This is a genomic window from Caulobacter sp. CCNWLW153, assembly GCF_036889365.1.
In the GTDB taxonomy this organism is placed as follows: Bacteria; Pseudomonadota; Alphaproteobacteria; order Caulobacterales; family Caulobacteraceae; genus Caulobacter; species Caulobacter radicis.
Genome location: NZ_JBAKFV010000017.1, coordinates 67,331 through 91,463, shown reverse-complemented (window position 1 = coordinate 91,463; position 24,133 = coordinate 67,331). Strand labels below are relative to the sequence as shown.

At 72.7% G+C, this 24,133-nt stretch carries 26 protein-coding genes, 1 pseudogene and 1 riboswitch; of the genes and pseudogenes, 6 read left to right on the top strand and 21 right to left on the bottom strand.

Going from position 1 to position 24,133, the window contains the following annotated elements; all coding sequences use genetic code 11:
* Nucleotides 1-73: 73 nt before the first annotated feature.
* From V6S85_RS22575 to V6S85_RS22540, 8 genes are all read right to left on the bottom strand, one after another.
* On the bottom strand, nt 74-535 hold the full coding sequence (locus tag V6S85_RS22575; protein WP_334350335.1) for a cytochrome c-type biogenesis protein: 462 nt from the start codon (nt 533-535) through the stop codon (nt 74-76).
* Nucleotides 532-2,514, bottom strand: coding sequence for a heme lyase CcmF/NrfE family subunit (locus V6S85_RS22570; RefSeq protein ID WP_334350334.1), 1,983 nt, complete (start codon nt 2,512-2,514; stop codon nt 532-534). Before V6S85_RS22570 ends, V6S85_RS22575 begins: the two co-directional genes overlap by 4 nt.
* The gene (gene ccmE / locus V6S85_RS22565; RefSeq protein WP_334350333.1) at nt 2,511-3,005 is read right to left on the bottom strand and encodes a cytochrome c maturation protein CcmE; all 495 of its coding nucleotides are present in this window, start codon (nt 3,003-3,005) and stop codon (nt 2,511-2,513) included. The genes V6S85_RS22570 and ccmE overlap by 4 nt, the downstream gene beginning before the upstream one ends.
* Entirely contained in the window at nt 3,002-4,117 is a 1,116-nt protein-coding gene (gene ccmI / locus V6S85_RS22560; RefSeq protein WP_334350332.1) for a c-type cytochrome biogenesis protein CcmI, read from the bottom strand. Before ccmI ends, ccmE begins: the two co-directional genes overlap by 4 nt.
* 79 nt (nt 4,118-4,196) lie before the next feature.
* Complete coding sequence (locus tag V6S85_RS22555) at nt 4,197-5,528, bottom strand: hypothetical protein (protein ID WP_116568543.1); 1,332 nt, start codon at nt 5,526-5,528, stop codon at nt 4,197-4,199.
* A gap of 172 nt (nt 5,529-5,700) precedes the next feature.
* On the bottom strand, nt 5,701-7,095 hold the full coding sequence (locus tag V6S85_RS22550) for a sensor histidine kinase (RefSeq protein WP_334350346.1): 1,395 nt from the start codon (nt 7,093-7,095) through the stop codon (nt 5,701-5,703).
* Between the two features lie 16 nt (nt 7,096-7,111).
* Complete coding sequence (locus V6S85_RS22545; protein WP_101718415.1) at nt 7,112-7,789, bottom strand: response regulator transcription factor; 678 nt, start codon at nt 7,787-7,789, stop codon at nt 7,112-7,114.
* Nucleotides 7,790-7,806: 17 nt separating this feature from the next.
* Nucleotides 7,807-8,124 carry a PepSY domain-containing protein gene (locus V6S85_RS22540; protein WP_101718416.1) on the bottom strand — a complete coding sequence of 106 codons (318 nt, stop codon included), beginning with the start codon at nt 8,122-8,124 and terminating at the stop codon, nt 7,807-7,809.
* 157 nt (nt 8,125-8,281) lie between these two features.
* A riboswitch (cobalamin riboswitch) is annotated at nt 8,282-8,497 on the top strand.
* A gap of 116 nt (nt 8,498-8,613) precedes the next feature.
* Here V6S85_RS22540 and metE point away from each other — a divergent pair.
* Nucleotides 8,614-10,977, top strand: coding sequence for a 5-methyltetrahydropteroyltriglutamate--homocysteine S-methyltransferase (gene metE / locus V6S85_RS22535; protein ID WP_334350331.1), 2,364 nt, complete (start codon nt 8,614-8,616; stop codon nt 10,975-10,977).
* Between the two features lie 303 nt (nt 10,978-11,280).
* Here the strand turns inward: metE and V6S85_RS22530 are convergent, their stop codons facing one another.
* The 6 genes and pseudogenes from V6S85_RS22530 to V6S85_RS22505 all read right to left on the bottom strand — a co-directional run bounded on the left by V6S85_RS22530 (nt 11,281) and on the right by V6S85_RS22505 (nt 18,073).
* Complete coding sequence (locus tag V6S85_RS22530) at nt 11,281-11,481, bottom strand: hypothetical protein (RefSeq protein WP_101718418.1); 201 nt, start codon at nt 11,479-11,481, stop codon at nt 11,281-11,283.
* A gap of 91 nt (nt 11,482-11,572) precedes the next feature.
* A complete protein-coding gene (locus V6S85_RS22525; protein WP_334350330.1) occupies nt 11,573-12,511 on the bottom strand; it encodes a J domain-containing protein in 939 nt (312 codons plus the stop codon).
* Nucleotides 12,512-12,597: 86 nt separating this feature from the next.
* Nucleotides 12,598-16,336, bottom strand: a pseudogene (locus V6S85_RS22520) (baseplate multidomain protein megatron).
* On the bottom strand, nt 16,336-16,779 hold the full coding sequence (locus tag V6S85_RS22515; RefSeq protein WP_334350327.1) for an NlpC/P60 family protein: 444 nt from the start codon (nt 16,777-16,779) through the stop codon (nt 16,336-16,338). Before V6S85_RS22515 ends, V6S85_RS22520 begins: the two are co-directional and overlap by 1 nt.
* Nucleotides 16,776-17,441 carry a baseplate hub domain-containing protein gene (locus V6S85_RS22510; protein WP_334350326.1) on the bottom strand — a complete coding sequence of 222 codons (666 nt, stop codon included), beginning with the start codon at nt 17,439-17,441 and terminating at the stop codon, nt 16,776-16,778. The genes V6S85_RS22515 and V6S85_RS22510 overlap by 4 nt, the downstream gene beginning before the upstream one ends.
* Nucleotides 17,441-18,073, bottom strand: coding sequence for a DUF2460 domain-containing protein (locus tag V6S85_RS22505; RefSeq protein WP_334350325.1), 633 nt, complete (start codon nt 18,071-18,073; stop codon nt 17,441-17,443). The genes V6S85_RS22510 and V6S85_RS22505 overlap by 1 nt, the downstream gene beginning before the upstream one ends.
* A 77-nt stretch (nt 18,074-18,150) precedes the next feature.
* On the opposite strand from V6S85_RS22505, the gene V6S85_RS22500 reads away from it, so the two are divergent.
* From V6S85_RS22500 to V6S85_RS22485, 4 genes are all read left to right on the top strand, one after another.
* Nucleotides 18,151-18,672 (top strand): hypothetical protein, encoded by a 522-nt coding sequence (locus V6S85_RS22500; protein WP_334350324.1) that lies wholly within the window; start codon nt 18,151-18,153, stop codon nt 18,670-18,672.
* A gap of 79 nt (nt 18,673-18,751) precedes the next feature.
* Nucleotides 18,752-19,210, top strand: a complete 459-nt coding sequence (locus tag V6S85_RS22495) for a DUF805 domain-containing protein (RefSeq protein ID WP_116487700.1) — start codon at nt 18,752-18,754, stop codon at nt 19,208-19,210.
* Nucleotides 19,211-19,296: 86 nt separating this feature from the next.
* Nucleotides 19,297-19,707, top strand: coding sequence for a hypothetical protein (locus V6S85_RS22490; RefSeq protein WP_334350323.1), 411 nt, complete (start codon nt 19,297-19,299; stop codon nt 19,705-19,707).
* Complete coding sequence (locus tag V6S85_RS22485; RefSeq protein WP_334350322.1) at nt 19,704-20,126, top strand: DUF805 domain-containing protein; 423 nt, start codon at nt 19,704-19,706, stop codon at nt 20,124-20,126. The genes V6S85_RS22490 and V6S85_RS22485 overlap by 4 nt, the downstream gene beginning before the upstream one ends.
* Here the strand turns inward: V6S85_RS22485 and V6S85_RS22480 are convergent.
* The 3 genes from V6S85_RS22480 to V6S85_RS22470 are packed head-to-tail and all read right to left on the bottom strand — an operon-like array spanning nt 20,123 to nt 21,095.
* A complete protein-coding gene (locus tag V6S85_RS22480; RefSeq protein WP_334350321.1) occupies nt 20,123-20,632 on the bottom strand; it encodes a phage tail tape measure protein in 510 nt (169 codons plus the stop codon). The genes V6S85_RS22485 and V6S85_RS22480 overlap by 4 nt on opposite strands.
* Nucleotides 20,629-20,817 (bottom strand): phage tail assembly chaperone, encoded by a 189-nt coding sequence (locus V6S85_RS22475; RefSeq protein ID WP_334350320.1) that lies wholly within the window; start codon nt 20,815-20,817, stop codon nt 20,629-20,631. The genes V6S85_RS22480 and V6S85_RS22475 overlap by 4 nt, the downstream gene beginning before the upstream one ends.
* The gene (locus V6S85_RS22470) at nt 20,814-21,095 is read right to left on the bottom strand and encodes a GTA-gp10 family protein (protein WP_116487692.1); all 282 of its coding nucleotides are present in this window, start codon (nt 21,093-21,095) and stop codon (nt 20,814-20,816) included. Before V6S85_RS22470 ends, V6S85_RS22475 begins: the two co-directional genes overlap by 4 nt.
* 65 nt (nt 21,096-21,160) lie before the next feature.
* Here V6S85_RS22470 and V6S85_RS22465 point away from each other — a divergent pair, with 65 nt between their 5' ends.
* Nucleotides 21,161-21,538, top strand: a complete 378-nt coding sequence (locus V6S85_RS22465) for a hypothetical protein (RefSeq protein ID WP_116568529.1) — start codon at nt 21,161-21,163, stop codon at nt 21,536-21,538.
* Here the strand turns inward: V6S85_RS22465 and V6S85_RS22460 are convergent.
* The 4 genes from V6S85_RS22460 to V6S85_RS22445 all read right to left on the bottom strand — a co-directional run bounded on the left by V6S85_RS22460 (nt 21,535) and on the right by V6S85_RS22445 (nt 24,087).
* Nucleotides 21,535-21,951 (bottom strand): phage major tail protein, TP901-1 family, encoded by a 417-nt coding sequence (locus tag V6S85_RS22460; RefSeq protein ID WP_116568528.1) that lies wholly within the window; start codon nt 21,949-21,951, stop codon nt 21,535-21,537. The two genes, V6S85_RS22465 and V6S85_RS22460, sit on opposite strands and share 4 nt — an antisense overlap.
* A gap of 25 nt (nt 21,952-21,976) precedes the next feature.
* Complete coding sequence (locus tag V6S85_RS22455; protein ID WP_243410581.1) at nt 21,977-22,372, bottom strand: DUF3168 domain-containing protein; 396 nt, start codon at nt 22,370-22,372, stop codon at nt 21,977-21,979.
* On the bottom strand, nt 22,369-22,635 hold the full coding sequence (locus V6S85_RS22450; protein WP_243410580.1) for a head-tail connector protein: 267 nt from the start codon (nt 22,633-22,635) through the stop codon (nt 22,369-22,371). The genes V6S85_RS22455 and V6S85_RS22450 overlap by 4 nt, the downstream gene beginning before the upstream one ends.
* 204 nt (nt 22,636-22,839) lie before the next feature.
* Nucleotides 22,840-24,087 (bottom strand): phage major capsid protein, encoded by a 1,248-nt coding sequence (locus tag V6S85_RS22445; RefSeq protein WP_334350319.1) that lies wholly within the window; start codon nt 24,085-24,087, stop codon nt 22,840-22,842.
* Between the last annotated feature and the right edge of the window lie 46 nt (nt 24,088-24,133).

Here is a 24,133-nt window from a genome sequence, read left to right as displayed (position 1 = left end):
GTGCAACGGTTCCAGGATTATCTTTCCTTCATCCTCGCGGCGTTTCTTGCGGCCTCATCAGGGCGCAATCGTGTCATTCGCCCTCGAGTAGTCCCTTCAGCCGCGCTTCTTCCTCCGCAGACAACGCTTCCGGCGCAGCTTCGGGGCTCCGCCGACGCCGCAGCAGCGCGACCATCAGCCCCCCGCCGGCCAGCAGAACCGCCAGCGGCGTAAGCCAGAGCACCGCGTTTCCAGCCGAGAACGGCGGCTTCAGCAGCACGAACTCGCCATAGCGCTCCGTCAGGAACGCACGGATCTGCGCGTCGCTCCGCCCCTGCTTCACTTGGTCGCGCACCAGAAGACGCAGGTCGCGGGCCAGCGCGGCCTCCGAGTCGTCGATGGACTCGTTCTGGCAGACCAGGCACCGCACTTCCTTGAACAGATCGCGCGCCCTGGCCTCCTGGGCGGGGTCGGGCAGGCGTTCGGAAGGGTCGGACGCAGCGGCCATGCAGGCGATGGCGGCGATGGCCAAGGCGAGGGTGCGGAAAGTCTTCACGCCTGCGCTCCCTTGGCTTTTCGGGCGACGCCCATGCGCAGCCGGCGGTCCGACAACGAGACGACGCCGCCCAGGGCCATCACCAGCGGTCCCAGGAAGATCAGCCGCACCCACGGATTGACATAGGCCCGCACCAGCCAGGCCGGCTGGCCGTTCGCGCCCGCCCGGCGCTCGCCGATGACGACGTAGAGGTCGTCCAGGCCGCGGGGGCAAAGCGCCACCTCCGAGGTGGTCTGGCCGCCGGTGGGGAAGAACCGCCGCTCGGGCTGGGCGGTGCAGACAAGCCCCCCGCCCTGCTTCTCGATGCGCACGATGCCGCGCTCGGCCAGGTAGTTGGGGCCTTCCAGCGTGCCGACGTCGGTGAGGGTCAAAACGTAGCCGCCCAGCTCGAACCCGCCGCCGACCGACAGCGCCTGGGCGGTCTCCACCTTCCAGGCGGTCTCGAAGCTGGCGCCCAGCACGAAGAGGCCAAGACCGGCATGGGCGATGGTCGTGCCCCAGGCGCCGCGCGGCAGGCCGCCGGCCCGGCGTCGCACCTCGGCCCAGGGGACGCGGAAAGCCTTCACCCGTTCGAAGAGCTCGGCCAGCGTCCCGCCGATCAGCCAGAAGCCCAGGACGAGGCCCAGGCTCGCCAGCGCCTTGCGCGGGGTGACCACGGCATAGGCCGCCAGGCCCAGGATCGCGGCGACCAGCAGGGCCAGCCACAGGCGGCGCACCACCAGGCGCGCGTCGCCCCGCTTCCAGGCCAGCAGCGGCCCGGCCGGCAGGATGGCCAAGGCCAGCACCAGCAGCGGCGTGAAGGTCAGGTTGAAGAACGGCGGCCCCACAGAGACGGCCTCGCCGTCCATGGCCTCGCGGATCAGCGGATAGAGCGTGCCCAAGAGCACCGTCGCCGTCGCCGCCGACAGGATGATGTTGTTTAGGACGATGGCGCTCTCGCGGCTGACCGGCGCGAACAGGCCGCCGGCGTTCAGGCTCGGCGCGCGGATCGCGAACATCAGGAATCCAAAGCCCGCCGCGATCCCCATGATGGTGAGCAGCAGCACCCCGCGCGTCGGATCGACGGCGAAGGCGTGGACGCTGGTCAGGACGCCCGAGCGCACCAGGAACGCCCCCAGCATCGAGAAGCCGAACGCCGCCAGCGCCAGGAAGACCGTCCAGCCCGGCAGGGCGCCGCGCTTTTCCAGCACGATGGCCGAATGCAGCAAGGCGGCGCCGATCAGCCACGGCATGAAGCTGGCGTTCTCGACCGGGTCCCAGAACCACCAGCCGCCCCAGCCCAGCTCGTAATAGGCCCAAAAGGCGCCCAGGGTGATGCCGACGGTCAGCAGGCTCCAGGCCGCCAGGGTCCAGGGGCGCACCCAGCGGGCGAAGGCCGCGTCGACCTTGCCTTCGATCAGGGCGGCGACCGCGAACGAGAACACCACCGAAAAGCCCACATAGCCGGCGTAGAGGAACGGCGGATGCACGGCCAGCGCCCAGTCCTGCAGCAGCGGATTGAGCGAGCGGCCCTCCACCGGCGGATCGGCCAGGCGGGCCAGCGGGTTCGAGGCGAAGACGGTGTAGGCCAGGAAGAGCACGCCCAAGGCGCCCTGCACGGCCACGGCCCAGGCCCGCAGGCGCGGCGGCAGGCGCTCGCCGAACACCGCCACGGCCGCGCCGTAACCGGTCAGGACGAGGCACCACAGCAGCATCGAGCCCTCGTGGCTGCCCCAGGCGCCGGCCACCTTGTAGAGCAGCGGCTTGGCGGTGTGGGAATTGGCCGCCACGTTGGCCACCGAGAAGTCCGAGCCGACGAAGGCGTAGATCAGGGCGGCGAAGGCGCAGGCCAGGGCCGCGAAGGCGCCCAGGGCCGCGCCGCGCCCCGCGCCGGCCAGCACGCCCGAACGCCGCCACGCGCCGGCGGCGGAAAGACCCGTCTGGGCGACCGAAAGGGCCAGGGCCAGGACCAGCGCGAAGGCGCCGAACTCGACGATCATTGGGCGGCCTTCTCCGGACCATAGGACGGCGGAGGCGCGCCCTCGCCGCGCCACTCGCCCTGCTCCTTGATGGCCTTGGCCACCTCGCGCGGCATGTAGCGCTCGTCGTGCTTGGCCAGCACCTGCTTGGCGACGAACACGCCGCCCTCGTCGAAAGCGCCGGTGGCGACGATCCCCTGCCCCTCGCGGAACAGGTCGGGCAGGTCGCCCTGGTAGCGCACCTTGCTGGTCGTCTTCTGGTCGGCGACCGTGAACTCCACCAGGCCGTCGGGATGCTTGACCACGCTGCCGGCCTGGACGAGACCGCCCAGCTGCACCTTGCGGCCGGCCGGCACCTGGGCCTCCTGGGCCTGGGCGGGGGTGTAGAACAGCGAGATCGAGTCCCGCATGCCGTACAGCGCCAGGCCGACGGCCAGGGCGACGACCGGCGCGATCGCCAGCAGGATGGTCAGGCGCCGGCGCGCCTTGCGGGATTTCGGGAGAAAGCTCATCGGCCGTTCAGATTCTGCGGGGGCGTGTCGGCGGCCTGGCGCAGGGCGACCAGCACCCTGGGCTGGTCCTTGAAGCGCGCCGAAGCCGCCTTCAGGGCCGCGTCGCGGCGGGAGGCGTCGCCCAGCACGGCGTAGGCGCGCACCAGGCGCACCCAGCCCTCGGGATCGTCGGGCGCGGCGGCCAGGCGCCGGGCCAGGCCCTCGACCATGCCCTGGATCATGTCGGGCGTGACCTCGCCGCCGGCGGCGGCCTGCTGCGGCGCCGCGTCGACCAGGCGGCCGGCCTGGGCGGTGCGGTCGATCTCGGCGGCCAGCACCGGGCGGCGCGGGTCGTCCACGGCCAGGTCGGCCAGCACCGCGCGCCAGCCCGAAAGGCCCGTCTCGAGCCGGCCGTCGGCGATCTCGCCCTTGGCCAGGTGATAGCGGGCCGACAGGTTCTTCGGATCGCGCTCCAGCGCCTGCGCGAAGGCCGTGCGGGCGTCGGCGCCCACCTGGCCCTCCTCGCTGGTGACGAAGGCCTCGCCCAGCGCGGTCCACAGGTCGGCGCGCTGCGGCGCCAGGCGCACGGCCTTGCGCAGCGCCTCGGCCGCGCCGACCGCGTCGCCGCCGGCCATGCGGGCGATCGCGAGGTTGCGATAGAGCTCGGGATTGGCGCCGTCCTTGCCGCGGGCCGCCTGCTCCAGGATCGCCACGATGCGCGGCGGATCCAGCATGGCCGGATCGCCGGCCTTCCACTCGGCCACGCGCTTGGCGAACGGCTGGTCGGGCGCGCCCGGCGCGCCGACGACGACATAGAGGCCCAGCGCCAGCAGCGGCGCGGCGGCCGCGGCGATCACCGTCACGCGGCGCGGGCCAAGACCCTCCCTGGGCCAGGCCGTGCTCTGGTCGGCGGCGGCCAGCAGGCGGCGGCCGGCTTCGGCGCGGGCGGCCTTCAGCTCGCCCTCCGCCAACAGGCCGCGCTCGGCCAGCTCGTCGATCTCGGAAAGCTGGCGGCGGTGCACGGCCATGGCCGGATCGTCCCCGGCGGGTGCCAGGCCACGCGCCGCGCCTCGCAGCACCAGGGCGGCGACGGCGGCGGACAGACCCGCGGCGGCGATCCAGAAGCCTATCATGGCCAGAAACCGATCATGAGACCGCTGTTAGCCGGAGAAGCGTCCGCCCGTCAGTGAAAAAACGCTCTTAAGGGAGGGATTAGGCCGCCATGGCCGCGACGGCGCGGCGGCGGACGATCTCGGCGGTCTTCTCGTCGCGCGTATGGACGATGTAGCCGGCGGCGATGTCGAGATAGGCCCGGGCGATCTGCGGGTCGCCGCCCTCGCCGGTGCGCGCCACGTGCAGGCAGTCCTCGATATACTGGTCCAGGCGCTGGTTCAGCTTTTCCAGCGCCTTGGCGCGGGTCGCGCCGTAGCCGGCCTGGGCCGCGCAGGGACGCAGGTCCTCGATGAAGGCCAGGGCCGCGGCGGCCCGACGCACCAGGGCCTCGTCGGGCGCGGCGTCCAGCTTGGGCACGCCCTTGCCGCCGCCCATCTTGCCCATCATCGAGATCGGCCGCGACGGCAGGGCCAGCGACAGTTCCTTGTCGGCCGCGTTCATCCGCGCCTCGGCCGCCTGGGCGGCGGCCTGCTTGAACTTCGAGATCCGCTTGCCCCACGGGCCGTCCTTGGCCACGTCCACGGCCTGCTCGAACTCGGTCAGCTGGTTGGCGATGCGCTGGGCGCTGGCGGCCGCTTCGCGCCCGGCCGCCACGCCGCCGGCGAGGTCGAAGCCGCGCACCTGCTCGATGCTGGCCTCGATGTCGGCCAGCATGCGCTCGCCGAAGGCCTTGACCTCCGACGAGGCCAGGTAGCGGTCGTTGGGGCGGTCCATCACCGCCGAGATCACCCGCAGGATCCGCCACGGCTCGGGCAGATGCGCGGCCAGCATCTCGAACATCCGGGGCCCGGCGTCGCCGCTGATGGCGCAGGCGTCGCGATAGGCCAGGCGCGCCGAGGCCGCCCGCTCGCCGTTCATCCGGCTGACCCATTCCGACAGCCGCGGCAGGGCGTTGCGGACGATCACCGACAGGTCGAGATAGTCGGCCAGGGCCGCCGCGTCGCAGATCTGGCCCACCGCCTCGAACTCGCGCCGGGTCGGCTCGCGCAGGCCGCGCGCGGCGATCTTGCACAGCTGGTTGAAGACGTCGGGGGCGCCGTTGTCGAGGTCCCAGGGATTGCAGCGCGCCGCGCCCTCGGCGACCTGGCGCGGGGCCTCGGCCTTCAGCGCGATCCACAGCAGGGCCAGCGCCCGGCGCGGAAACTGCGGCAGGTCGGCCGCGCGCGGCTGGCACAGCGGGGCGATCGGCGAAAGGATGGTGTTGCGCACGTAGCGGTCGGCCGTCTCGTCCTCGACGATGGCCCGCACGGTCGACAGCGCCCCGCCCGTGGCGTTGGCGAGGGCCAGCTCGAGACTGCGCAGAGCCGCATCGGGCGCGGTCTCGACCAGCGTCCGGATGATCTGCAGTTTTTGCGCGGCGAGTGCGGCCATGGATCTCCGCCGGGAACTGGGGGGTCCTGGCAGCGTCAACCATGTTGCGGACGAGGTTAAAACTTTCCGAAACCGCTGCTTTTTCAATGCAGGAAGGCAAGGCGAATAGTCGCGGGGCCCTTGGCTCCACCTGCGCGACAGCAAGCTCGCCCGAAGATGGCGCCGGGTAGCGTTAACCCTCGGCGCGCGGCAGCGACAGTACGACCCGCAGGCCCCCCAGCGGCGAATCGTCCAGCGTCACCGAGCCGCCATAGGCCCTCGCCAGCTCGTCGACGATCGACAGGCCAAGGCCGGTGCCCGGCGTGTGCTCGTCCATCCGCTGGCCGCGCTTGAGCGCCTGGGCCCGCTGCTCGAGCGGAATGCCCGGACCGTCGTCGTCGACGACCAGCAGCATCTTGCCCTCGCCGTCCGGCTTCGCCTCGGCCCGGATCCTGGCCTTCGACCACTTGCCGGCGTTCTCCATGACGTTGCCGGCCAGTTCCATGAAGTCCTGGCGCTCGCCCTGGAAGCACAGGTCTTCCGGACAGCGCCAGTCGATCTCGACGCCCCGGCCCTCGTCCTTGTCCTGGAAGATCCGCTCCAGCGTCACCGCCAGTTCGTCGAGGATCGGCTCGACCGGCGTGCGCTCGCCGCTGGTCTGCGAGCGCGCCGCCGCCCGCGCCCGGCGCAGGTGGTGGTCGACCTGCTCGCGCATGGTCTGGGCCTGGCGCTCGACCACCTCGGCCAGGGCGCCGCCCTGCTGGCTGGCCTCGGTCAGCATCACCGACAGCGGCGTCTTCAGGGCGTGGGCCAGGTTGCCGACGTGGGTGCGCTGGCGCTCGACGACTTCCTGGTTGTGGGCCAAGAGGCCGTTCAGTTCCTCGGCCAGCGGCTCCAGCTCCACCGGATAGGGCCCGGCCAGCCGCTCGGCCTTGCCGCGCCGCACGTCGGCGATCTCGCGGCGCAGGCGGAAGATCGGCTGCAGGCCGAAACGCACCTGCACGACAATGGCCAGGATCAGGCCCGCGCCCAGCAGCAGCAGGGCGAAGATCGTGATCCGCCCGAAACGGTCGGCGTCGGCGTCGATCGGCGAGCGGTCCTCGGCGGCGATGAACACCACCGGGTCGGGATAGTTGGGCAACCGCGCCAGGATCGCCGCCGCCCGCAGCGGCTTGTCCTGCGGACCGTGCATGTCGAAGAACTGGGTCTTGCCCGGGTCGGCGGTCAGCCGGTCGACCTGGGCGGTCGACAGCATCAGGTCGCTGTCGAACAGCGAGCGCGAGCGCTCGACCGCCTTCAGCGACCCGTTGCGCTGGGCGAAGATCGTCCAGTAGCGGCCCGAATAGGCCCGCGTGGCGCGAATGTCGGTCAGGAACGGCGCTTTCAGCACCCCGTCCTCCACCGCCGAGCCGGCGTAGAGGTCGTCGGTCAGCACCGCCAGCGACTGGTCGAACCGGCGGATGGCCGCGTCGCGGAACTGGGCGGTCAGGAAGGCCCCGGCCGCCAGCAGGACGATCAGCGTCCAGCTGGCCGCCAGCAGCACCAGCCGCCGGACGAGCGAGCGCTTGCGGAAGCCGAGCAGCATCAGGCGCCGCCGCGCGGGATCACCCGGCCGTCTCGCCTTCCAGCGGAATCAGCCGATAGCCCAGGCCCCGCACCGTCTCGATGCGGTCGGCGCCCAGCTTCTTGCGCAGCCGGCCGATGAACACCTCGATGGTGTTGCTGTCGCGGTCGAAGTCCTGATCGTACAGATGCTCGACCAGCTCGGTGCGGCCGATCACCCGGCCCTGGTGCATCATCATGTAGTGCAGCAGGCGGTATTCCAGCGAGGTCAGGCGCAGCGGCTCGCCGTTGACGCTGGCCCGCGCCGCGCGCGGGTCCAGGCGCAGGCCGCCGCAGGTCAGGCTCGGCGCGGCGTGGCCGGCCGAGCGCCGCAGCAGCGCCCGCAGGCGCGCCAGCAGTTCCTCGGTGTGGAAGGGCTTGGTCAGGTAGTCGTCGGCGCCGGCGTCGAAGCCGGCGACCTTCTCGCTCCAGGCGCCGCGGGCGGTGAGGATCAGCACCGGCGTGGCGACGCTGCCGCGCCGCCAGCGCTCCAGCACCGACACCCCGTCCACCTTGGGCAGGCCAAGGTCGAGGATCACCGCGTCATAGGGCTCGGTCTCGCCCAGGAACTGAGCCTCCTCGCCGTCGGCGGCGTGGTCGACCGCATAGCCGGCGTCGGCCAGGGCCAGCTTCAGCTGGCGCGACAGGTCGGGATCGTCTTCGACGAGCAGGATGCGCATAGTTCTTAAGAGACTCCTTAGCCCCCGCTGAGGATCTGGCCGCTCTCGGCGTCGACGATGAAGTCGATGCGGCGGCCGTCGGTCGTCGCCCAGCGGATGCGATAGTTGCGCCCTTCCAGGCCCGCGTCGAGCAGGCGGCCGGGAGTGCGGCGCGAGATGCGGTCGATGACCACGCTCAGCGGCACCAGCCGGCCCGACTGAACGCCGCCACGCGCCTGGTCCTGCCGGGCCCGCCAGTCGGCGCCCAGGGAGTCAGGGCCGCGCTGGGCCAGAGCCGCGCCCGGGAGGGCGGCGACGATGGCGGCTGCGGCGAGTATGGCTCGGATCGGCTTCATGGCGTCCGGTTTAGCCGCATGCGGCTGAATGGAGACTGAACGCGGGGTTTATGAACGGTGTGCGACGTCCTGTCACGGGCCAAGGCCACGCTCGGACGCAATCGGAGATCACATAAAGATATCTTTATGTCCCAATTGACAATGCCCACGACCCCAGGCTTGATAAGGGGGTCGTGGTCTGCGGGCGCTCGCGCGTCCAAAGCTAAGAGGGAAGCCGGTGCGAAACCGGCGCTGCCCCCGCAACTGTAAGCGGCGAGCGGCCGTCCGATACGTGTCACTGGCGCCCCGAACTCGACTCGGTGGGGCGCCGGGAAGGCCAGGACGGCGGCGTTGACCCGCGAGCCAGGAGACCTGCCTCGACAGATAACGTCCTCCGGCGGGGTGCCCGGTCTGGTCGCGAGTTCCAGGCGCGGGTCGGCCATCCCGTTCGCGCGCCTGCGCGCCTGCGCCCCGTCCAGCCTCCGTCACCATCGAGACAGAGGCTAGTAAATGACCGTCACCGTCGCCGCCCTCGGCTTTCCCCGCATCGGCCCCCAGCGCCGCCTGAAGACCGCCCTCGAAGCCCACTGGGCCGGCCGGCTGGACGCCGCCGACCTCCAGCGCGAGGCCGCCACGCTGCGCGCCCTGGCCTGGCGCCGCCAGGCCCACCTGGGCGTCGACCACGTGCCCAGCAACGACTTTTCGCTGTACGACCACGTGCTCGACACCGCCGTCATGGTCGGCGCGATCCCGGCCGCCTACGGCTGGACCGGCGGCCCGGTCGACCTGCCCCTCTACTTCGCCATGGCCAGAGGAACGCAAGATGGCGGCACGCCGGGTCGCCAGGCCTGCGACCACGGCTGCGCTCACGAGACGTCCGCCTCCGGCCTGCCGGCGCTCGAAATGACCAAGTGGTTCGACACCAACTACCACTACCTCGCGCCCGAGCTCTCGCCGGGCCAGGCCTTCGCCCTGACCTCGACCAAGGTCGTCGACGACTTCCTCGAGGCCAAGGCGCAGGGGGTCTTCACCCGCCCGGTGATCCTGGGCCCCGTCACCTTCCTCAAGCTGGCCAAGAGCAAGGACCCCAACCCGAATGGGGATTTCCAGCCGCTGTCGCTGCTGTCCGCCCTGCTGCCCGTCTACGCCGAGATCCTGCAACGCCTGGCCCAGGCCGGCGCCGACTGGGTGCAGTTCGACGAGCCCTGCCTGGCGCTCGACCTCACCGATTTCGAGCGCGCCGAGATCCGCCGCGCCTACGGCGCCCTGACCCACGCCGCCCCGCGCATCCGCATCCTGCTGGCCAGCTATTTCGGGACCTACGGCGACAACCTGTCGACGGCCGCCAACCTGCCCGTCGACGGCCTGCACCTCGACCTCGTCCGCGCCCCGGGCGACCTCGACGCCGTCATCGCCCTGGCCCGCGACAGCCTCGTTCTCGAACTGGGCGTCGTCGACGGCCGCAACGTCTGGCGCGCCGACCTTACGGCCATTCTCGACCGGGTCGAGCCGGTGGTCGCCGCCCGCGGCCCCGACCGGGTGATCCTGGCCCCGTCCTGCTCGCTGCTGCACACCCCGCTCGACCTCGCCATCGAGACCGACCTCGATCCCGAGGTCGGCCAATGGCTGGCCTTCGCCGTGCAGAAGCTGGAAGAGCTGGCGATCCTGGCCAAGGCCCTGAACCAGGGCCGCGCCGCCGTCCGCTCCGAGCTCGACGCCGCAGGCGCCGCCGTCGCCTCGCGCAAGACCTCGCCGCGCATCCACGATCCCGCCGTCCAGGCCCGCGCCGCCGCCGTCACGGCCCATGACGCGGCCCGCGCCACGCCGTTCGAGCAGCGCATCGTGCTGCAACAGGCCAGGCTAGGCCTGCCGCCCCTGCCGACCACCACCATCGGCTCGTTCCCGCAGACCGCCGCCGTCCGCCAGGCCCGCGCCGCCCACGCCAAGGGCCAGCTGGCCGACGCCGACTACGCCGACTTCCTGCGCGCCGAGACCGCCCGGGCGGTGGCCTGGCAGCAGGAGATCGGCCTCGACGTGCTGGTCCACGGCGAGTTCGAGCGCAACGACATGGTCCAGTATTTCGGCGAGCGGCTGAACGGTTTCGCCTTCACCCGGCACGCCTGGGTGCAGTCCTACGGCTCGCGCTGCGTGCGCCCGCCGATCCTCTACGGCGACGTCTCTCGCCCCGCGCCGATGACGGTCGAGTGGTGGGCCTACGCCCAATCCCTCACCGCCCGGCCGATGAAGGGCATGCTGACCGGACCGGTCACCATTCTGCAATGGTCGTTCGTCCGCGACGACATCCCGCGCGGTGAAACCTGCCGCCAGATCGCCCTGGCCGTCCGCGACGAGGTCGTCGACCTCGAAGCCGCCGGCGCGGCGATCATCCAGATCGACGAGGCCGCCCTGCGCGAGGGCCTGCCGCTGCGCCGCGGCGACTGGGACGCCTATCTCGCCTGGGCCGTCGAGGCCTTCCGCATCGCCGCCAGCGGCGTGCGCGACGAGACCCAGATCCACACCCACATGTGCTATTCGGAGTTCAACGACATCATCGCCGCCATCGGCGCCATGGACGCCGACGTCATCTCCATCGAGACCGCGCGATCGAAGATGGAGCTGCTCGACGCCTTCGAGGCCTACGCCTACCCGGCCCAGATCGGCCCCGGCGTCTACGACATCCACGCCCCCCGCAGCCCAGCCTCCGGCGAGATGCTCGACCTGCTGGCGAAAGCCGGCCAGCGCCTGTCGCCGGCCCAGCTGTGGGTCAATCCCGATTGCGGCCTGAAGACCCGCAAATGGGAGGAAGTCGAACCGGCCCTCGCCAACATGGTCGCCGCCGCCAAGGCCGCCCGCCAGCAGTTGATCGGGGCCTAGCCGACACGGAGGGCGCGCCGCACGAGGCGCGCCCTTTGCCGCCGCCCGTCGTTCCTCACCCTCGGGGGCCTCCATCCGCTAGCGACAACCTGCACGAAGCGGGTGGATTTGATGTCGGCGAAGGGTGGGTGGCGGACATCAAATCCCTCTCTCATGGAGAGAGGGTCATTGGGCCCGATGTCCGACATTGGGTCGCGACCGGACGTTGCTCGCCGGGCCGGCTTCGGACTTCAGATCGACGTCGCAAGCAACTGCCGGCTTTGGTCAACACCGGCCCTTGCGGCGGAAATGACCTGTTGGGCCTCAGGCCGAGATGTCGACCAGCACGCCGGTCAGTTCGCCGGTGGCCTGGGCCAGAGCCGCGCCGGCCGCCTGGGTCGCCTTGGCGTTGGTCTGCGCCACCGCCAGCTGGGTCAGGTCGACGATGGCCGCGGCGGCCTCGCCCGAACCGGCCGGGCGCGGCGGGGCGTAGCGAACGGCGGCGTTGGTTGCGGAAACCTGCACGGCGACTTCCCTTCTGGAAACACCGCGCAATCTGTTCGCCAGGTCTTAACCAGACCTGACCAGGCATGGTTAAGACCCGATGCGCCCGCCCCTAGCGTCGCTTGGGCGTGTAGGGCTTCTGCTCGCGCCAGGCCTGGGCGAACTTCTCCAGGTCCTCGTCGATGGTTTCGGGCAGGGTGACGACCAGGCGGGCGTAGAGGTCGCCGCGATGGCCCTTGGCGTCGGCCAGCCCCCGGCCCTTCAGCCGCAGCTTGGAACCGCTGTTGGCGCCCTTGGGCACCGTCACATTGACCGGACCGTCGGGCGTCGGGGCCTCGACCTTGCCGCCCAGCACCGCGTCGGGAACGCTGACCGGCAGGTCCATGACCAGGTGCTCGCCTTCCTTGCGGTAGATCGGGTGCGGCTTGACCGCCAGCTCGATCAGCGCGTCGCCGTTGCCGCCGCGCCCCGGGCTGCCCTGCCCCTTCAGGCGCAGGGTCTGGCCTTCCTGGGCGCCGGCCGGGATGGTCACGTCGATCGTGCGGCCGTCCGAGAAGGCCACGCGCTTCTTGCCGCCCTTGATCGACTCTTCCAGGTCGATGTCGAGCCGCGCGCGCACGTCCGCGCCCTTGGCCGAGAAGCCGCCGCCGCCGAAGCCGCCGCCGGCTCCCGCGCCGCGATTGCGGCCCAGGATGTCGCCGAACAGGTCGTTGAGGTCGATCTCGGGGCCATCGCTTCCACCGCCGCCGCGCCCGAAGCCGCCGCCCCGGCCAAAGCCGCCGCCGAACGGGCCGCCGCCGGCGCCGCCGAAGCCGCGCATGGTCTCGCGCCCGTCGGCGTCGATCTCGCCGGCGTCGAACTTCTTCTTCTTCTCGGCGTCGCCGAGGATGTCGAAGGCGGCGCTGACCTGCTTGAACTTGTCCTCGGCCTTCTTGTCCCCGGGATTGGTGTCGGGGTGATACTGCTTGGCCAGCTTGCGGAAGGCCTTGCGGATCTCGTCCGCGCTCGCGCCGCGGGAAACGCCAAGCTCCAGATAGGGGTCGCGCGCCAAGGAAGGCCCTCAAGACAGTACGGAAATGTCGAAGCCCCTCAATTAGGCGGTTCCGCGCCGGGCGCAAGCCAAATGTTGCATTAATATCACAGCGAGATTGTCGTGGAGGCGGCCCAGCCCCACGTCGCCGAGCCCTGCGCCACCCTGGCCGACAGCGCGCTCGTCGGCCCAGCCGGCAGGTCGGCCGCCCGCATCGCCGCCGTCCAGGTAAAGCCCGGCGTCGCCATCTCGGCCGTCCGCACCACCGTTTCGCCGTCCAGGATCTCCACCCGCCAGGCCTCTCCCGCCTCGGCCAGCGGAGCCTCGCCCTCCCAGCCGTCGCCGCCGATCCGCGCGCGGCGGATCCACGACAGCCGGGTGTCGCCGCCCACCCTCTTCGCCCTGAGATGCGCCGGCGACCAGGGCCGCAGGGCCAGGCCCCGCCAGTCCGCCTCGACCTGGGTCATCGCCGGTCCCGCCGCCGGACCGCCGGCCGGCGCCGCCCGCCAGGCCAGCGGCAGGCCGCGCTCGGCCAGGCCGACCTCGGCCCGAACCAGGGCCTCGTCGACCAGCACCACCGTCGCCCCGGCCGCAACCATCGTCGCCATGTCCGAGCCCTGCTGCCCGCGCAGCAGGCCGCTCAGCGCCCAGGCGTCGGGCCCGACCATCTCGGCGCTCAGGAACTGCAACAGCTCCCAGCCGTCCGGCCCGCGCACCGTCAGCAGGTTCTCGCCGGCCAGCATGGCCGCGCGGGCCCGGCTCCGGGGCGCGCCGCCCTCCAGGCGCACCACCAGCCGCGTTCCCCGGTCGAACCGGTGGCGCGGCCCGGCCGGCAGATCCGACAGTCGTCCCCACGGTCGCGCAGGCCCCCGCCGTCCCCCGCACGCGCAGGGCCTCCACCTCCGCCCCCGCATGCACGTCGAAGGCCCGCCACGGCTGGGCGGCGACGGCGACCAGCGGCCGGACGTCCTCCTCCGCGCCGGGCAGCGGCGGCAGGTCCAGCACCACCACGGCCGGCGGCCCGACCACCGCACGAGGCGGGGCCGGGCTCCAGTCGATCTCGCCCGCCTCGCCCACGGCGGGCAAGACGGGCAGCAGCTTCACCCGCGGCCGCTCGTCGATGTCCACCCGCGCAACGCGCCAGGTCTCGCCGTCCAGCGCCAGGCGGTCGCCGGCCTGCCAGCGCAGCGCCGCCAGGGGCGACAGGTGGACGACCCGCTCGCGCCGCGCGGCGCTTTGCGCGTCCAGCCGCCGCCGGGCGATGGCGCCGGCCTGGGCGGCCGTCAGCACCAGCGGCGCCTCGACGTCGAGGGTCAGCGCTCCCGGCCCGCCGCGCACCACCAGCCCGCCGGCCTGGTAGTCGCGCGCCAGGTCCACGAACCGCAGCCGCACCGCGCCGGCCGCGTCCTCCAGCCGCCGCGCCGCGCTGGCCGGCGCGGCGCGATCCTCCGGCCAGGCCAGGTCGTCGCCGGCCAGGACGCCTTGCGCCGGGCCCGAGCGCGAGACCAGACGCACCCGCCCGCCGCGCTCCACCGCGTCCAGCCCGAAGGCCTCGGTCAGCGGCGACAGCGCGTCGCGCAGGCGCATCGGTCGGTCGATCACATAGCCTTCCACCAGACCAGACGCCTCGCCCGGATCGACCACCACCCCGGCCCGCGCCGCCACGGCCATGACCAGTTCGCTCAAGCCCGCCGCGCCGGCCCGGCCGTTCAGCCAGTGGCCCAGCCGCCAGTTGGGCGCGTCGGCCCACACCTGCGCCCGCGCCGGAAAGTCGGGGAACGGCCGCGCGTCCCAGCACCAGGCGCTGGCCTCCTCGATCATCGGCCCGCCATAGACCGGCGACACCGGATTGGTCTCCGGATCGCCCACCATGGCCAGCACCGCCTCCAGCGCCCGCCGCTGGCCCAGCGCGTCGGCGCCGCCGTCCGAGAATGGCGGCAGCGAACTCTCGGCGCTCTTGGGATCGACGAACAGGTTGGGCGCATTGGCGCCCTTGTCCACCGCCCCGCAGCCGAACTCGATCAGCCGGATCGGCTTCGATTTCGGGACCCAGGCCGTGGGCGCCTCCGACCTCACGCCGCCCGGCCGGTCGTGGTGCGCATGGCTCCACCACGACAGCAGGTCCTTGGGCCGGAACACCCACGGCTCGCCATGCGCCCCGTCGGTGATCGGCGTGCGGACCTGCGCGGCGCGATCGGCGTTCGAGGCGTAGAACCACTCGAAGCCCTCGCCGCCCGTCAGGGCGTAGCGCAGGTAGTTCGGATCATGCGGCCCGCCCCAGCCGGCCAGGGCGTCTTCGTGCTCCTGCCCGTCCCGCCAGTCGGTGATCGGCGGATAGTAGTCGACGCCCACGAAGTCGATGTTCGGATCGGCCCACAGCGGGTCGAGATGGAAGTGAACGTCGCCCGAGCCGTCGGCCGGCTGGCTGCCGAAATATTCGCTCCAGTCGGCGGCGTAGCCGATCTTCGTCTGCGGCCCCAGCAGCGCCCGCGCCTGCCCGGCCAGCGCCTTCAGCGCCGCCACGGCCGGGAACCCCGCCGCGTCGCGCACCCGGGTGAGGCCCACCAGCTCCGAGCCGATCAGGAAGCCGTCCACCCCGCCGGCCCGCGCCGCCAGCTCCGCGTAATGCCGCACGAAGCGGGCGAAGCCCCATTCGCCGTCGAAGAACGCCGCCGCCTGCGCGGTCGCAGCTGCGGTCCTGTGCGGCGAGCCCGCCCGCCCCGGGGCCGGATGGCAGGTGATCCGCCCGCGCCAGGGATAGGCCGCCTGCTCGCCCCCGCCGTGGGGGTCGGCCAGACCGTTGCCGGCCGGCACGTCCATCAGCACGAACGGATAGAGCGTGACCGAAAAGCCCCGCCGCTTCAGCTCGACGATCGCCTGCGCCACCGCCGCGTCGGCCGGCGTGCCGCCATAGGCCACGCCCCCGCCGCTCTGCGAGATAAGCCGCGCCTGCCCGCGCTCCAGCCCCGCTGCCCGCCAGACCATCGGCTCGGTCGGCTTGTCGGCCGCCTCGACGCCCGGCCGGATCTCGCACGACCCGCAGCGCAGGTCGGTGCCGAACCAGCTGACCACCAGGTTGACCCGCCGCACGTTCGGCAGCTGCGCCTGCAACTGGTCCAGCGACAGCAGCAGGTCGGCCCGGCCCTCGGCGTTGTTCTGGTTCTCGGCCGTCGTGCGCGTCAGCCCCTCGCGGCGCAGCACCACGTCGGTCGCCAGCACGAACTCGCCCGCCCCGGGGATCAGGCACACGCTTTCCAGCCGGTCCTCCAGCCCCGTCCCGTCGCCGCCCGGCCGGCGCAGCACCTCGAACGACAGCTGCGGCGGCCGCCCGCCGAAGGCGTCCAGCGCCAGGTCCTCGAACACCACATAGGCCACGCCCCGATAGGCCGGCGCCTCGCCCTCCACCGCCGCGATCAGCGGGTCGGGCAACTGGTCCTGCGTCCCGCGATGGACGCGCATGACCACGCCGTCCATGTCCATCACCTTGCCGTCGGCCCACACCCGGCCGATGCCGTCGATCGGCCCCTCGCCCACCGCCAGGGCGAACGACAGGCTGTAGCCGTAGGACCGCACGCGCCCGCCCTTGCCGCCGGTCTCGCGGCGGTGCTCGCGGAAACGCGCCGCCCAGATCACCTGGCCGGCCACCCGCGCCCGGCCGAACGCGCAAGGCATCGCCGCCCCCTCGGCCGCGCCGGTCAGCTTCAGTTCGGCGATGCGCGGGCCCGCGGTCCGGGCCGGCGCCAGGGCGGCGGCCAGGCCGACATCGACCATCGCCCCCAGGGTGGCGCCGATCGCGCCCAGCGAACCAAGGCTCGAACCGGCCCCGGTGAGGATCATCTGCGCCATCAGTCGTGCTCCGGAAACGAGAAGGCGGCGACCAGCCGCGCGCGCCACCAGGGTCCCAGCCAGCTCTCGACGCAGGCCCGGCCCCAATAGGCATGGATCATCCGCGTCCCCGCCGGCCCTTGCGCCGACAGGATCGCGCAGTGCTTGGCCGCCGCCCCGGCAAGCATGCGGAACACCACCACGTCGCCAGGCCGAGCATCCGCCGGCTCGACGGCGACCAGCGTCCGCGCCAGCCCCTCCAGCAAGGGCTCTCCCTCGCACAGCTCGGCCCAGTCGGGACGATAGGGCGGCGGCGCCTCGCGCTCGGGCCCGTGCAGCGCCCGCCACACCCCGCGCACCAGGCCCAGGCAGTCACAGCCCGCGCCCCTCAGGCTGGCCTGGTGCTGGTAGGGCGTGCCCAGCCAGCTCCGCGCCTCGACCAGCACCGCCGCGCGGACGCTCATCGCCGCCCCCCGTCGTTGAGGTCGCCCTCGGCCGGATAGAGGGTGAGGAAGTCCTCGCCCGGCAGGGTCGGAAAGCCCCGGAAATTGGTCGCGTTGGCGAATGCGTCTCGGCAGGTCGTCCAGCGCCGGTCGCAGGTCGCGCCGGGATGGGCGGCCAGGTCGACGCCGCAACGCCCGTCGCCCAGGGTCGCGTCGCAGCTGCGGGCGTAGGTCCGTCCCGCTGCCCGCTCCAGGTCCGCCGCCGGCCCCTCCAGCTCGGCGGTGAAGGCCTGGCCCGTCCAAGAGATGCGCGCCACCCGGGCCCGCCACAGCTCGACCAGCAGGTCCGGCGCGCTCCAGTCCACTCGCCGGCAGACCACGTGGGCGCCGTCATAGAGCCCCGCCTCGATGTCGGCCGCGGTGATCGCCGCCCCCTCTTGCGAAGAGTCGTCCAGCGCCCCCAGCGCCGCGGCCAGGCCGGGTCCGAACCCCGCCTCGTCCTCGGCCGCCCCCGCGCTCCAGCCGCTGGCCGCCCGGCAGACCGTCCCCGCCACCGTCAGGTCGCGGTCGTGATCGGTGAAGCCCAGCGCCACGCCGTCGGCCCGGGTCAGCACCCAGGCATGGCACAGCCGCGCCGCCCCGCTTTCGATGCGCGCCGCCAGCGCCGCCTCGACCGCGCGCATCAGGCCCGCACCTCGACCAGCGACACGGCCCCGACCCGCGCCGCCCCGAACCCCTCCAGGGTCACGTCGAGGCGGTCGAGGTCGAAGCGCACCGGCGTGTCGAACAGGAAGCCGGCGGTCACCGCCGCCCCCGCCGCCGGCGCGGCCGCAAGGGTGACCAGGCCCGTGGCCGCATCCACCGCGAAGGCCCCGGCCGCCTGCTCGACGCCGGCCACCGCCACCCGCACCGTCCCGGCCTGCGGCTTGGCGATCGGCCGCGACACCGCCGTCTCTGCGGCCCCGTAGGCCTTGGCCAGTTGGAACGTCTTCCGCGTTCCGTCGCCTGTCCCCAGCAGCTGGTCGTTCGGGGCGGGGTTCAGCGACGGCGCGCACGACTTGAAGTCGGCCGGGTCCCTGAACCGAAAGCCGTGCAGCCGCCCGCGCCGCGCCTCGAAGAACGCCACCAGCTCGGCGGCCTCGTCCAGGCTGCGCGTCGCCGTGCCGACCAGGTAGCGCCGGCGCCCGTGCGCCCATGGGCTGGACCGGTGCTCGGCGCCCGAGGCCAGGCCGACGATCTCGGTGCGGCGCTCGATCCCGCTCGTCCCGCCGAAGGCCAGGCGCACGGGCAGCCGCACCTCGTGAAAGGCGCTCATGCGGAGTCTCCTTGACAGCTGCACAATGTGAGTGATTATTTACTTACATTCGATCCAGACCCGCCGGAGACCCCGCCGTGCCCTTCTTCGCCCTGCTCTTCTCGCCGCGCGGCGCCATCGGCCGCGGACCGTTCTGGCTGGGCCTGTTCCTGCTGCTCGGGCTCGAGATCGGCGGCTTCCTGGCGTTCGGGCGCCATGGCGCGGCGCCCATGGCCGCCATCCCGCTGGTCGGGCCCTGGCTGGTCGACGTCAGCGGCCCGGCTCTCGGTTTCGACGGCTGGATCCCGGGCCTGGCGATTCTGGCGCTGCAAGGCTGGGTCAGCGGCGTGCTGTGCCTCAAGCGCCTGCGCGACATGGGCCACGGCCCCTGGCCGCTGGTCGGCGTCTGGGGCCTGGACCTGATCCTCACCGGCGGGCTGATGGCCTGGATGGGCCACCTGCAGGGCATGGCCGTCATCGTGCCGATCTTCACCGGCGCGGGGGCCTCGGGCCTGCTCTGGCTGGCGCTGCTGGGCTGGCTGGGCGTCGAGCCCGGCCCGCGCCGCGCGACGCCCGCAGCCGCGGCCGCACCGTCCCCCGCGCTCGCAACGGCGGGTTAAACCCTTGTCATGACGTCCATTTCACTTCAGCCGCGACAGGGCCGGCCCTAGTCTCTCCTCAAGGTTGGGAGACAAAGACATGGACTGGAAAACCCTGATGTTCTCCGCCGACGGCCGTATCGGCCGTCAGGCGTTCTGGATCGCCTGGCTGATGCTGCTGGGCGCCAACGTGGTGGCCGGGTGGGTCCCGGTCATCGGCAATCTCGTCGCCCTGGCGTCGCTTTACTGCTTCGTCTGCATCTACACCAAGCGCCTGCACGACATGGGCAAGAGCGGCTGGTGGCAGGCCCTGCCGATCGTGCTGGGCCCCGTGATGCTGATCGGCTCGGCCCTGTGGCTGGGCTTCGGCGCGGCGGCCATCGCCCTGAACGGCGGCGACCCCGAACTGTTCGCCCTGGCCGGCGCCGGCGGCGTGGTGATGTCCCTGCTGCTGGGCTTCCTGGTCAGCATCGGCTTCACGCTGTGGGTCGGCGCCACCCCGGGCGACACCAGCGACAACCGCTGGGGCGACCGGCCGCTGAACGCCCTGGCCGTCTAGCCCGGACGAACACAGCGAGAGCCCTTTCGCGCACGCAACCCCGCCGCTACTGTCGCGGCGGGGTTTTGTGTGTCGGGGGGCGCGGCGTGAACGCGATCAAGGGCTATCTGGCGGGCCGCGGCAAGCAGCGCGAATACCGGCTCGGCCTCGTCGTCCTGCTGGCCCTGCTGGTGGTCGCGCGGCTGCTGCCGCACCCCGCCTTCGGGCTGTCGGTGAACCTTTCCGGCCTGGTCTTCTGGATGGTCCTGGCCGCCCGCCGGCTCCGCGATATCGGCCAGCCCGCCTGGCTGGCCCTCGCCCCGGTCGCGGTGATGGCCCTGGCCGTGGCGGCAGGCCTGATTCCGCTGCCCGCCGACGCCTGGATCACCCTGACCGTCAGCGTGCTGCCGATGGCGTCGGGCTGGATCTGGGCGGCCTTCGTCATCGCCATCGGCCTCTGGAAACCCAGGCCCCGCCCCGCCGCCGACGGCGATAACAAGGCCAAGGTGTTCGCATGACGAAGCTGGTCCTGGCCTATCTGACCGGCCGTGGCCGGCGGCTCGAATACTGGCTGAGCCTGATCGCCATGCTCGTCGCCGTGTTCGCCGTGTTGGAGATCCCGCACAACGACCTCTTCAGCGACACGGTCGACTGGGTCAGCCTCGTTGTCTGGTGCGCCTTCGCCGCCCGACGCCTGCGCGACGCGGGCCTGCCGTTCTGGCTGGCGCCGTTTCCGCTGCCGATCGTCCTCGTCGGCATCGGCCTGAACAGGACGCTCGGGGTCCCGCCCAGCGTGGCGGAAAACCCGGACGTCTCCATGAGCGCCTTCTCCCTGGCGGCCGCATTGGTGCTGGTGGCGCTGGTCTTCGTCCTCGGCTGCCTGCCCTCGCGGACGCCTAAGGCCACGACCCGAGAAACGGCTGACGTCTTCGGCTAGAGCCGCCGCGCGCCCAGGCTGACCGCCCGCGCCAGGGCCTGGGCCAGCTGGGCGTCCGAGCGGGCCAGGGCCGCCGCCTCGCCGCCCGCCACCTGCACCGTCACGCTGATCGCGCCGCCGCCGCCAAGGGGCTCGACCACCCCCGCCCCGGTCGGCCGGAACACCTCGGGTCCGCGCTCGCCGACCAGATAGGCCCCGCCGCCGGTGACCGGCCCGCCCTCGGCCCGCGCCCCGGAAAACACGCCCGACACCGCCGCGCTCAGCGCCTCGCCCAGGCCGCTTCCGCGACCGCCGGACACCGCGCCCAGCACCGCCCGCGCCAGTTCGGCCAGCGACACCTCGCCGTCGGCGGCCGCCCGGGCCAGCGACCGCGCCAGGTTCTCGCCGGCGCCGGCGAAGGCGTCTTCGATCGACCGCGCCGCCGCCCGGGCCGGCGCCTCCAGGCCCGCCAGGGCGTCGGCCGCCTCGGCCGTGCGCAGCGGCAGGCCTTCGTCGAAACCGCTCATGCCTCGTCCTCCATCTCGTCGGGAAACCGCGCCATCAGCGCCGCCAGGTGCGACCGCCCCAGCGCTGCGCCCGCCCCCTCGCCCGCCAGGGCCCGCCACTCCTTCAGCGACAGCCGCCAGAACGCCGCCGGCGGGATGGCGAACGCGACCGCCGCCCGCCGCAGCATCTCGCCCCAGGGGCTCACGCGGCCGCCGCCAGGGCCATGGCCACCGCCGCGGCGGCCTCGCGCGGGTCCAGCCGGCCGGCGTCCAGCGGGCCCAGCTCGTCGTCGACCAGCGCCTCCAGCACCGCCATCAGCTCGCTCGCCGACGGCCGCGCCAGCCGCGCCGGCAGCTGGCTCCAGTCAGACAAGCCCAGCGCCGCCTCGATCCTGGCCAGGCCGCCCAGCGTCAGACACAGCCGCCGCGTCACCCCGCCCAGCGTCACGGCGACCTCGCCGCGCGCGCGATTCACCTCGCCCATCTCGCCTCCTTGTTGTTCGCCGGACCGAAAGCTAGGCTGCGCCCGCTTGGTCCCTTCTCTTCGCGATGGCCGCCCTGCCCGACCTCCTCGACGTCATCGGTTTCGTGTTCGTGCTCGCCGCCTGCTGCGGCCCGTTCGCGCTATACCTGGGCTGGCTCCTGGCCGCCGGGCGCGAGCGCGACCTCCTGCGCATCAAGCGCGACTACGAAGGGTCCGGCCGCCGGGTGCTCGAGATCGCCTTCGCCGGCCTCGACTTCCCCCAGCACAGCGGCGCGCCGCCTTGGCGGCTCTACAGGGTGTCGCTGCAACGCGACGATGGCCGGCTCGAGACCTTCCGCGTCGGCGTGGAGGCCACCCTGGTCTCCGACCCCGACCTGCGCGACGACGACCCCGAGCGCCTGCGCGCCTTCAAGGCCGAGAACCAGCGCTTCTTCCTCGGCTAGATCGCCGTCACGCTGACCGCCCCGGCCGAGGCCAGGGTCAGGGCGAAGGCCGCCTCGCCGTCATGCTGGCCGGCATATTCCAGCGCCGAGACCAGGAACGGCCCCTCCAGCTGGGCGAAGTCGGGGATCACCAGCCGCCAGGTCCTGGCGGTCTGCGAAAAGAAGCTGTCGCGCACCAGCGCGTCGGAGGCGGCGTCGCGGAACACCCCCGCCCCCGATACCGAGGCCGAGCGCACGCCCGCCCCGGCCAGCAGTTCGCGCCAGCGCCCGGCGCTGTCGCCGTCGGTGGCGTCGATGGTCCTGGCGTTCAGGCTGATGGTCCGGGCCCGCAGGCCCGCCACCGTCACGAAGGCCTGCGGCGAGCCCCCGTCGCCGATCTTCAGCAGCATGTCCTTGCCGGCTTGCGCGGCCATGGTCGGTCTCCTTCTGGGTTGGAATTCAGGCCGGCTCGCTGACCGCCCGCACGCGCAGCACGCCCAGCGTCAGCTCGTCGTCTGCCGCGGCGAACACGTCGGAAAAGCGCACCTTCAGCGAGGCCAGCACGCGCCCCTCCACGGCCGGCGCGGCGTCGTGCAGCGCCAGCCGCGCGGCGGCCACCATGGCCCGCGCCTCCTCCGGCCCGCCGAAACGCGAGGCGCAGGTGATGGTCACGACGTGCTCGAGCAGGTCGCCCTCGCCCACGGGCCGGCTCTCGATCCGGCCGACGCTGACGCACGGATAGGTCAGCATCCGGGGCGGGGCGGCATGCACCCGCGTCCCGACGATCGCCGCCACCGCCGGCGCGGCCGCCAGCCGCTGCGCCAAGGCCCCGGCCAGGGCGATCTCGGCGCTCACAGCCGCGCCTGCCGGAACGGCGCGATCCACGGCTCGACCAGCGACAGCGGCGGCGGCCTCGCGTCGCCGCGATGCTCGTAGGCGTGGCAGGCCAGGATCAGCACCGCCAGGCGCAGCGGCGCGGGACTGGCGGCGCTCATGACGACTCCGGCCGCCTGCCCGACCCGCGCCTCGGCGGCGTCGATCAGCAGGGAAACCAGCTCGTCCTCGCCGCCCGCGCGCAGGAAGTCCCTGGCCTGCGCCAGGGTCACGGAATTGGGCATGGGGATTTCCAGTGTTGAGGGAAGGCGCCCTGCGGGTCGGCCTTCGGGAACCTCCCCCTGTGGGGGGAGGCGATCGCGCAGCGATCGGTGGGGGGAGACCTGCGAAACCGGCCGTCTCCGCGACAGCTGAGAACGTCCCCCCTCCGGCCCTCCGGGCCGCCTCCCAAAGGGGGAGGTTCCCGAAAGGTCGGAGGAAGGTTCAGATCAGCTCGCCGCGAACTTCAGCAGCTTCACCGCGTCGAAGTTCTGCACGCCGCCGCCGACGCGCTTGGTGGTGTAGAACAGCACGTGCGGCTTGGCCGAATAGGGGTCGCGCAGCACCCGCACCCCGGCGCGGTCGACGATCAGGTAGCCCTTCTCGAAGTCGCCAAAGGCGACAGCGAGCGCGTTGGCGCCGACGTCGGGCATGGCCTCGATCTCGGTCACCGGGAAGCCCAGCAGGCTCGCCGACTGCCCCGGCTGCAAGGCCGCGTTCCAGATGTAGTTGCCCTGCGCGTCCTTGAACTTGCGCACCGCGCTCACCGTCCGGCGATTGAGCACGAAGCGGCCGTTCTGGCGGTACTGGGCCCTGGCCGAGTAGATCAGGTCGATCAGCTTGTCGGTCGGGTTGCTGGCCGGCCAGTTCCCGGCCACGCCAGTGGCCACGTAGCCCAGTTGGCCCCAGGCGTACGACGCGTCCGGCGCGGCGGTGTAGGCCAGCAGGCCCTTGGGCTTGTTGACCCCGTCGCCGGCCACGAAGGCCGCCGTCTCCTGGGCGGCGAAGGCGTCCTGCACCTCTTCGGCCAGCCACTCGTCGATGCTGACATAGGCGTCGTCCAGCAGGGCCTGGGTGGCGGCCGGGCTGGCGTAGAGCTCGCCGGCCGGGAAGTCGATGACGTCCAGGGTCGGCGCCGTGGTCTCGGGGCGCGCGGCGGTCTCGGCCACCCAGGCCGCGGCCAGGCCCATGGGCGACACCGGCTTGCGGAACGTGCCGCCGCCGATGGTGCGCACCTGGCAGATCTCGCGCATCGGGCTGGTGGCCGCCAGGCGGCGCAGGATCTGCCGCTCCAGCTCGGGCGGGGCCACATAGCCGCCGGCCGTGGCGACGCCCTCCGACAGGCCCTTGGCCTCCAGCAGCCCCCCGACAAGACCGGCCGTCTCGCCGGTCTTCACATAGCGGTCGAAGGCGGCCTTGCGCTCGTCGACCCGCGCGGCCGGCGCCTCGCCGGCCAGGGCCGGACGGCGGCTGTCGGCCAGCACCCGGTCGAGGCGATCCTGGGCGGCGTTCAGGGCCGCGTCGATGCGCGACACCTTCTCCTCCAGCAGCACGTCGACGCCACCGGGGACGCTCTTGCTTTCGATCGCCGCCAGCCGCTGGTCGTTGGCGGCCTTGAAGCCCTCGAACGCCGCCAGCATTTGCGCCAGCGCCGCCCGGGCCTCCGGCGAGGCCGGGACCTGTTTGGTTTCCTTCATGGAGTTCTCCGTTTCTGGAAAATCCTCCCCCTGAAGGGGGAGGTGT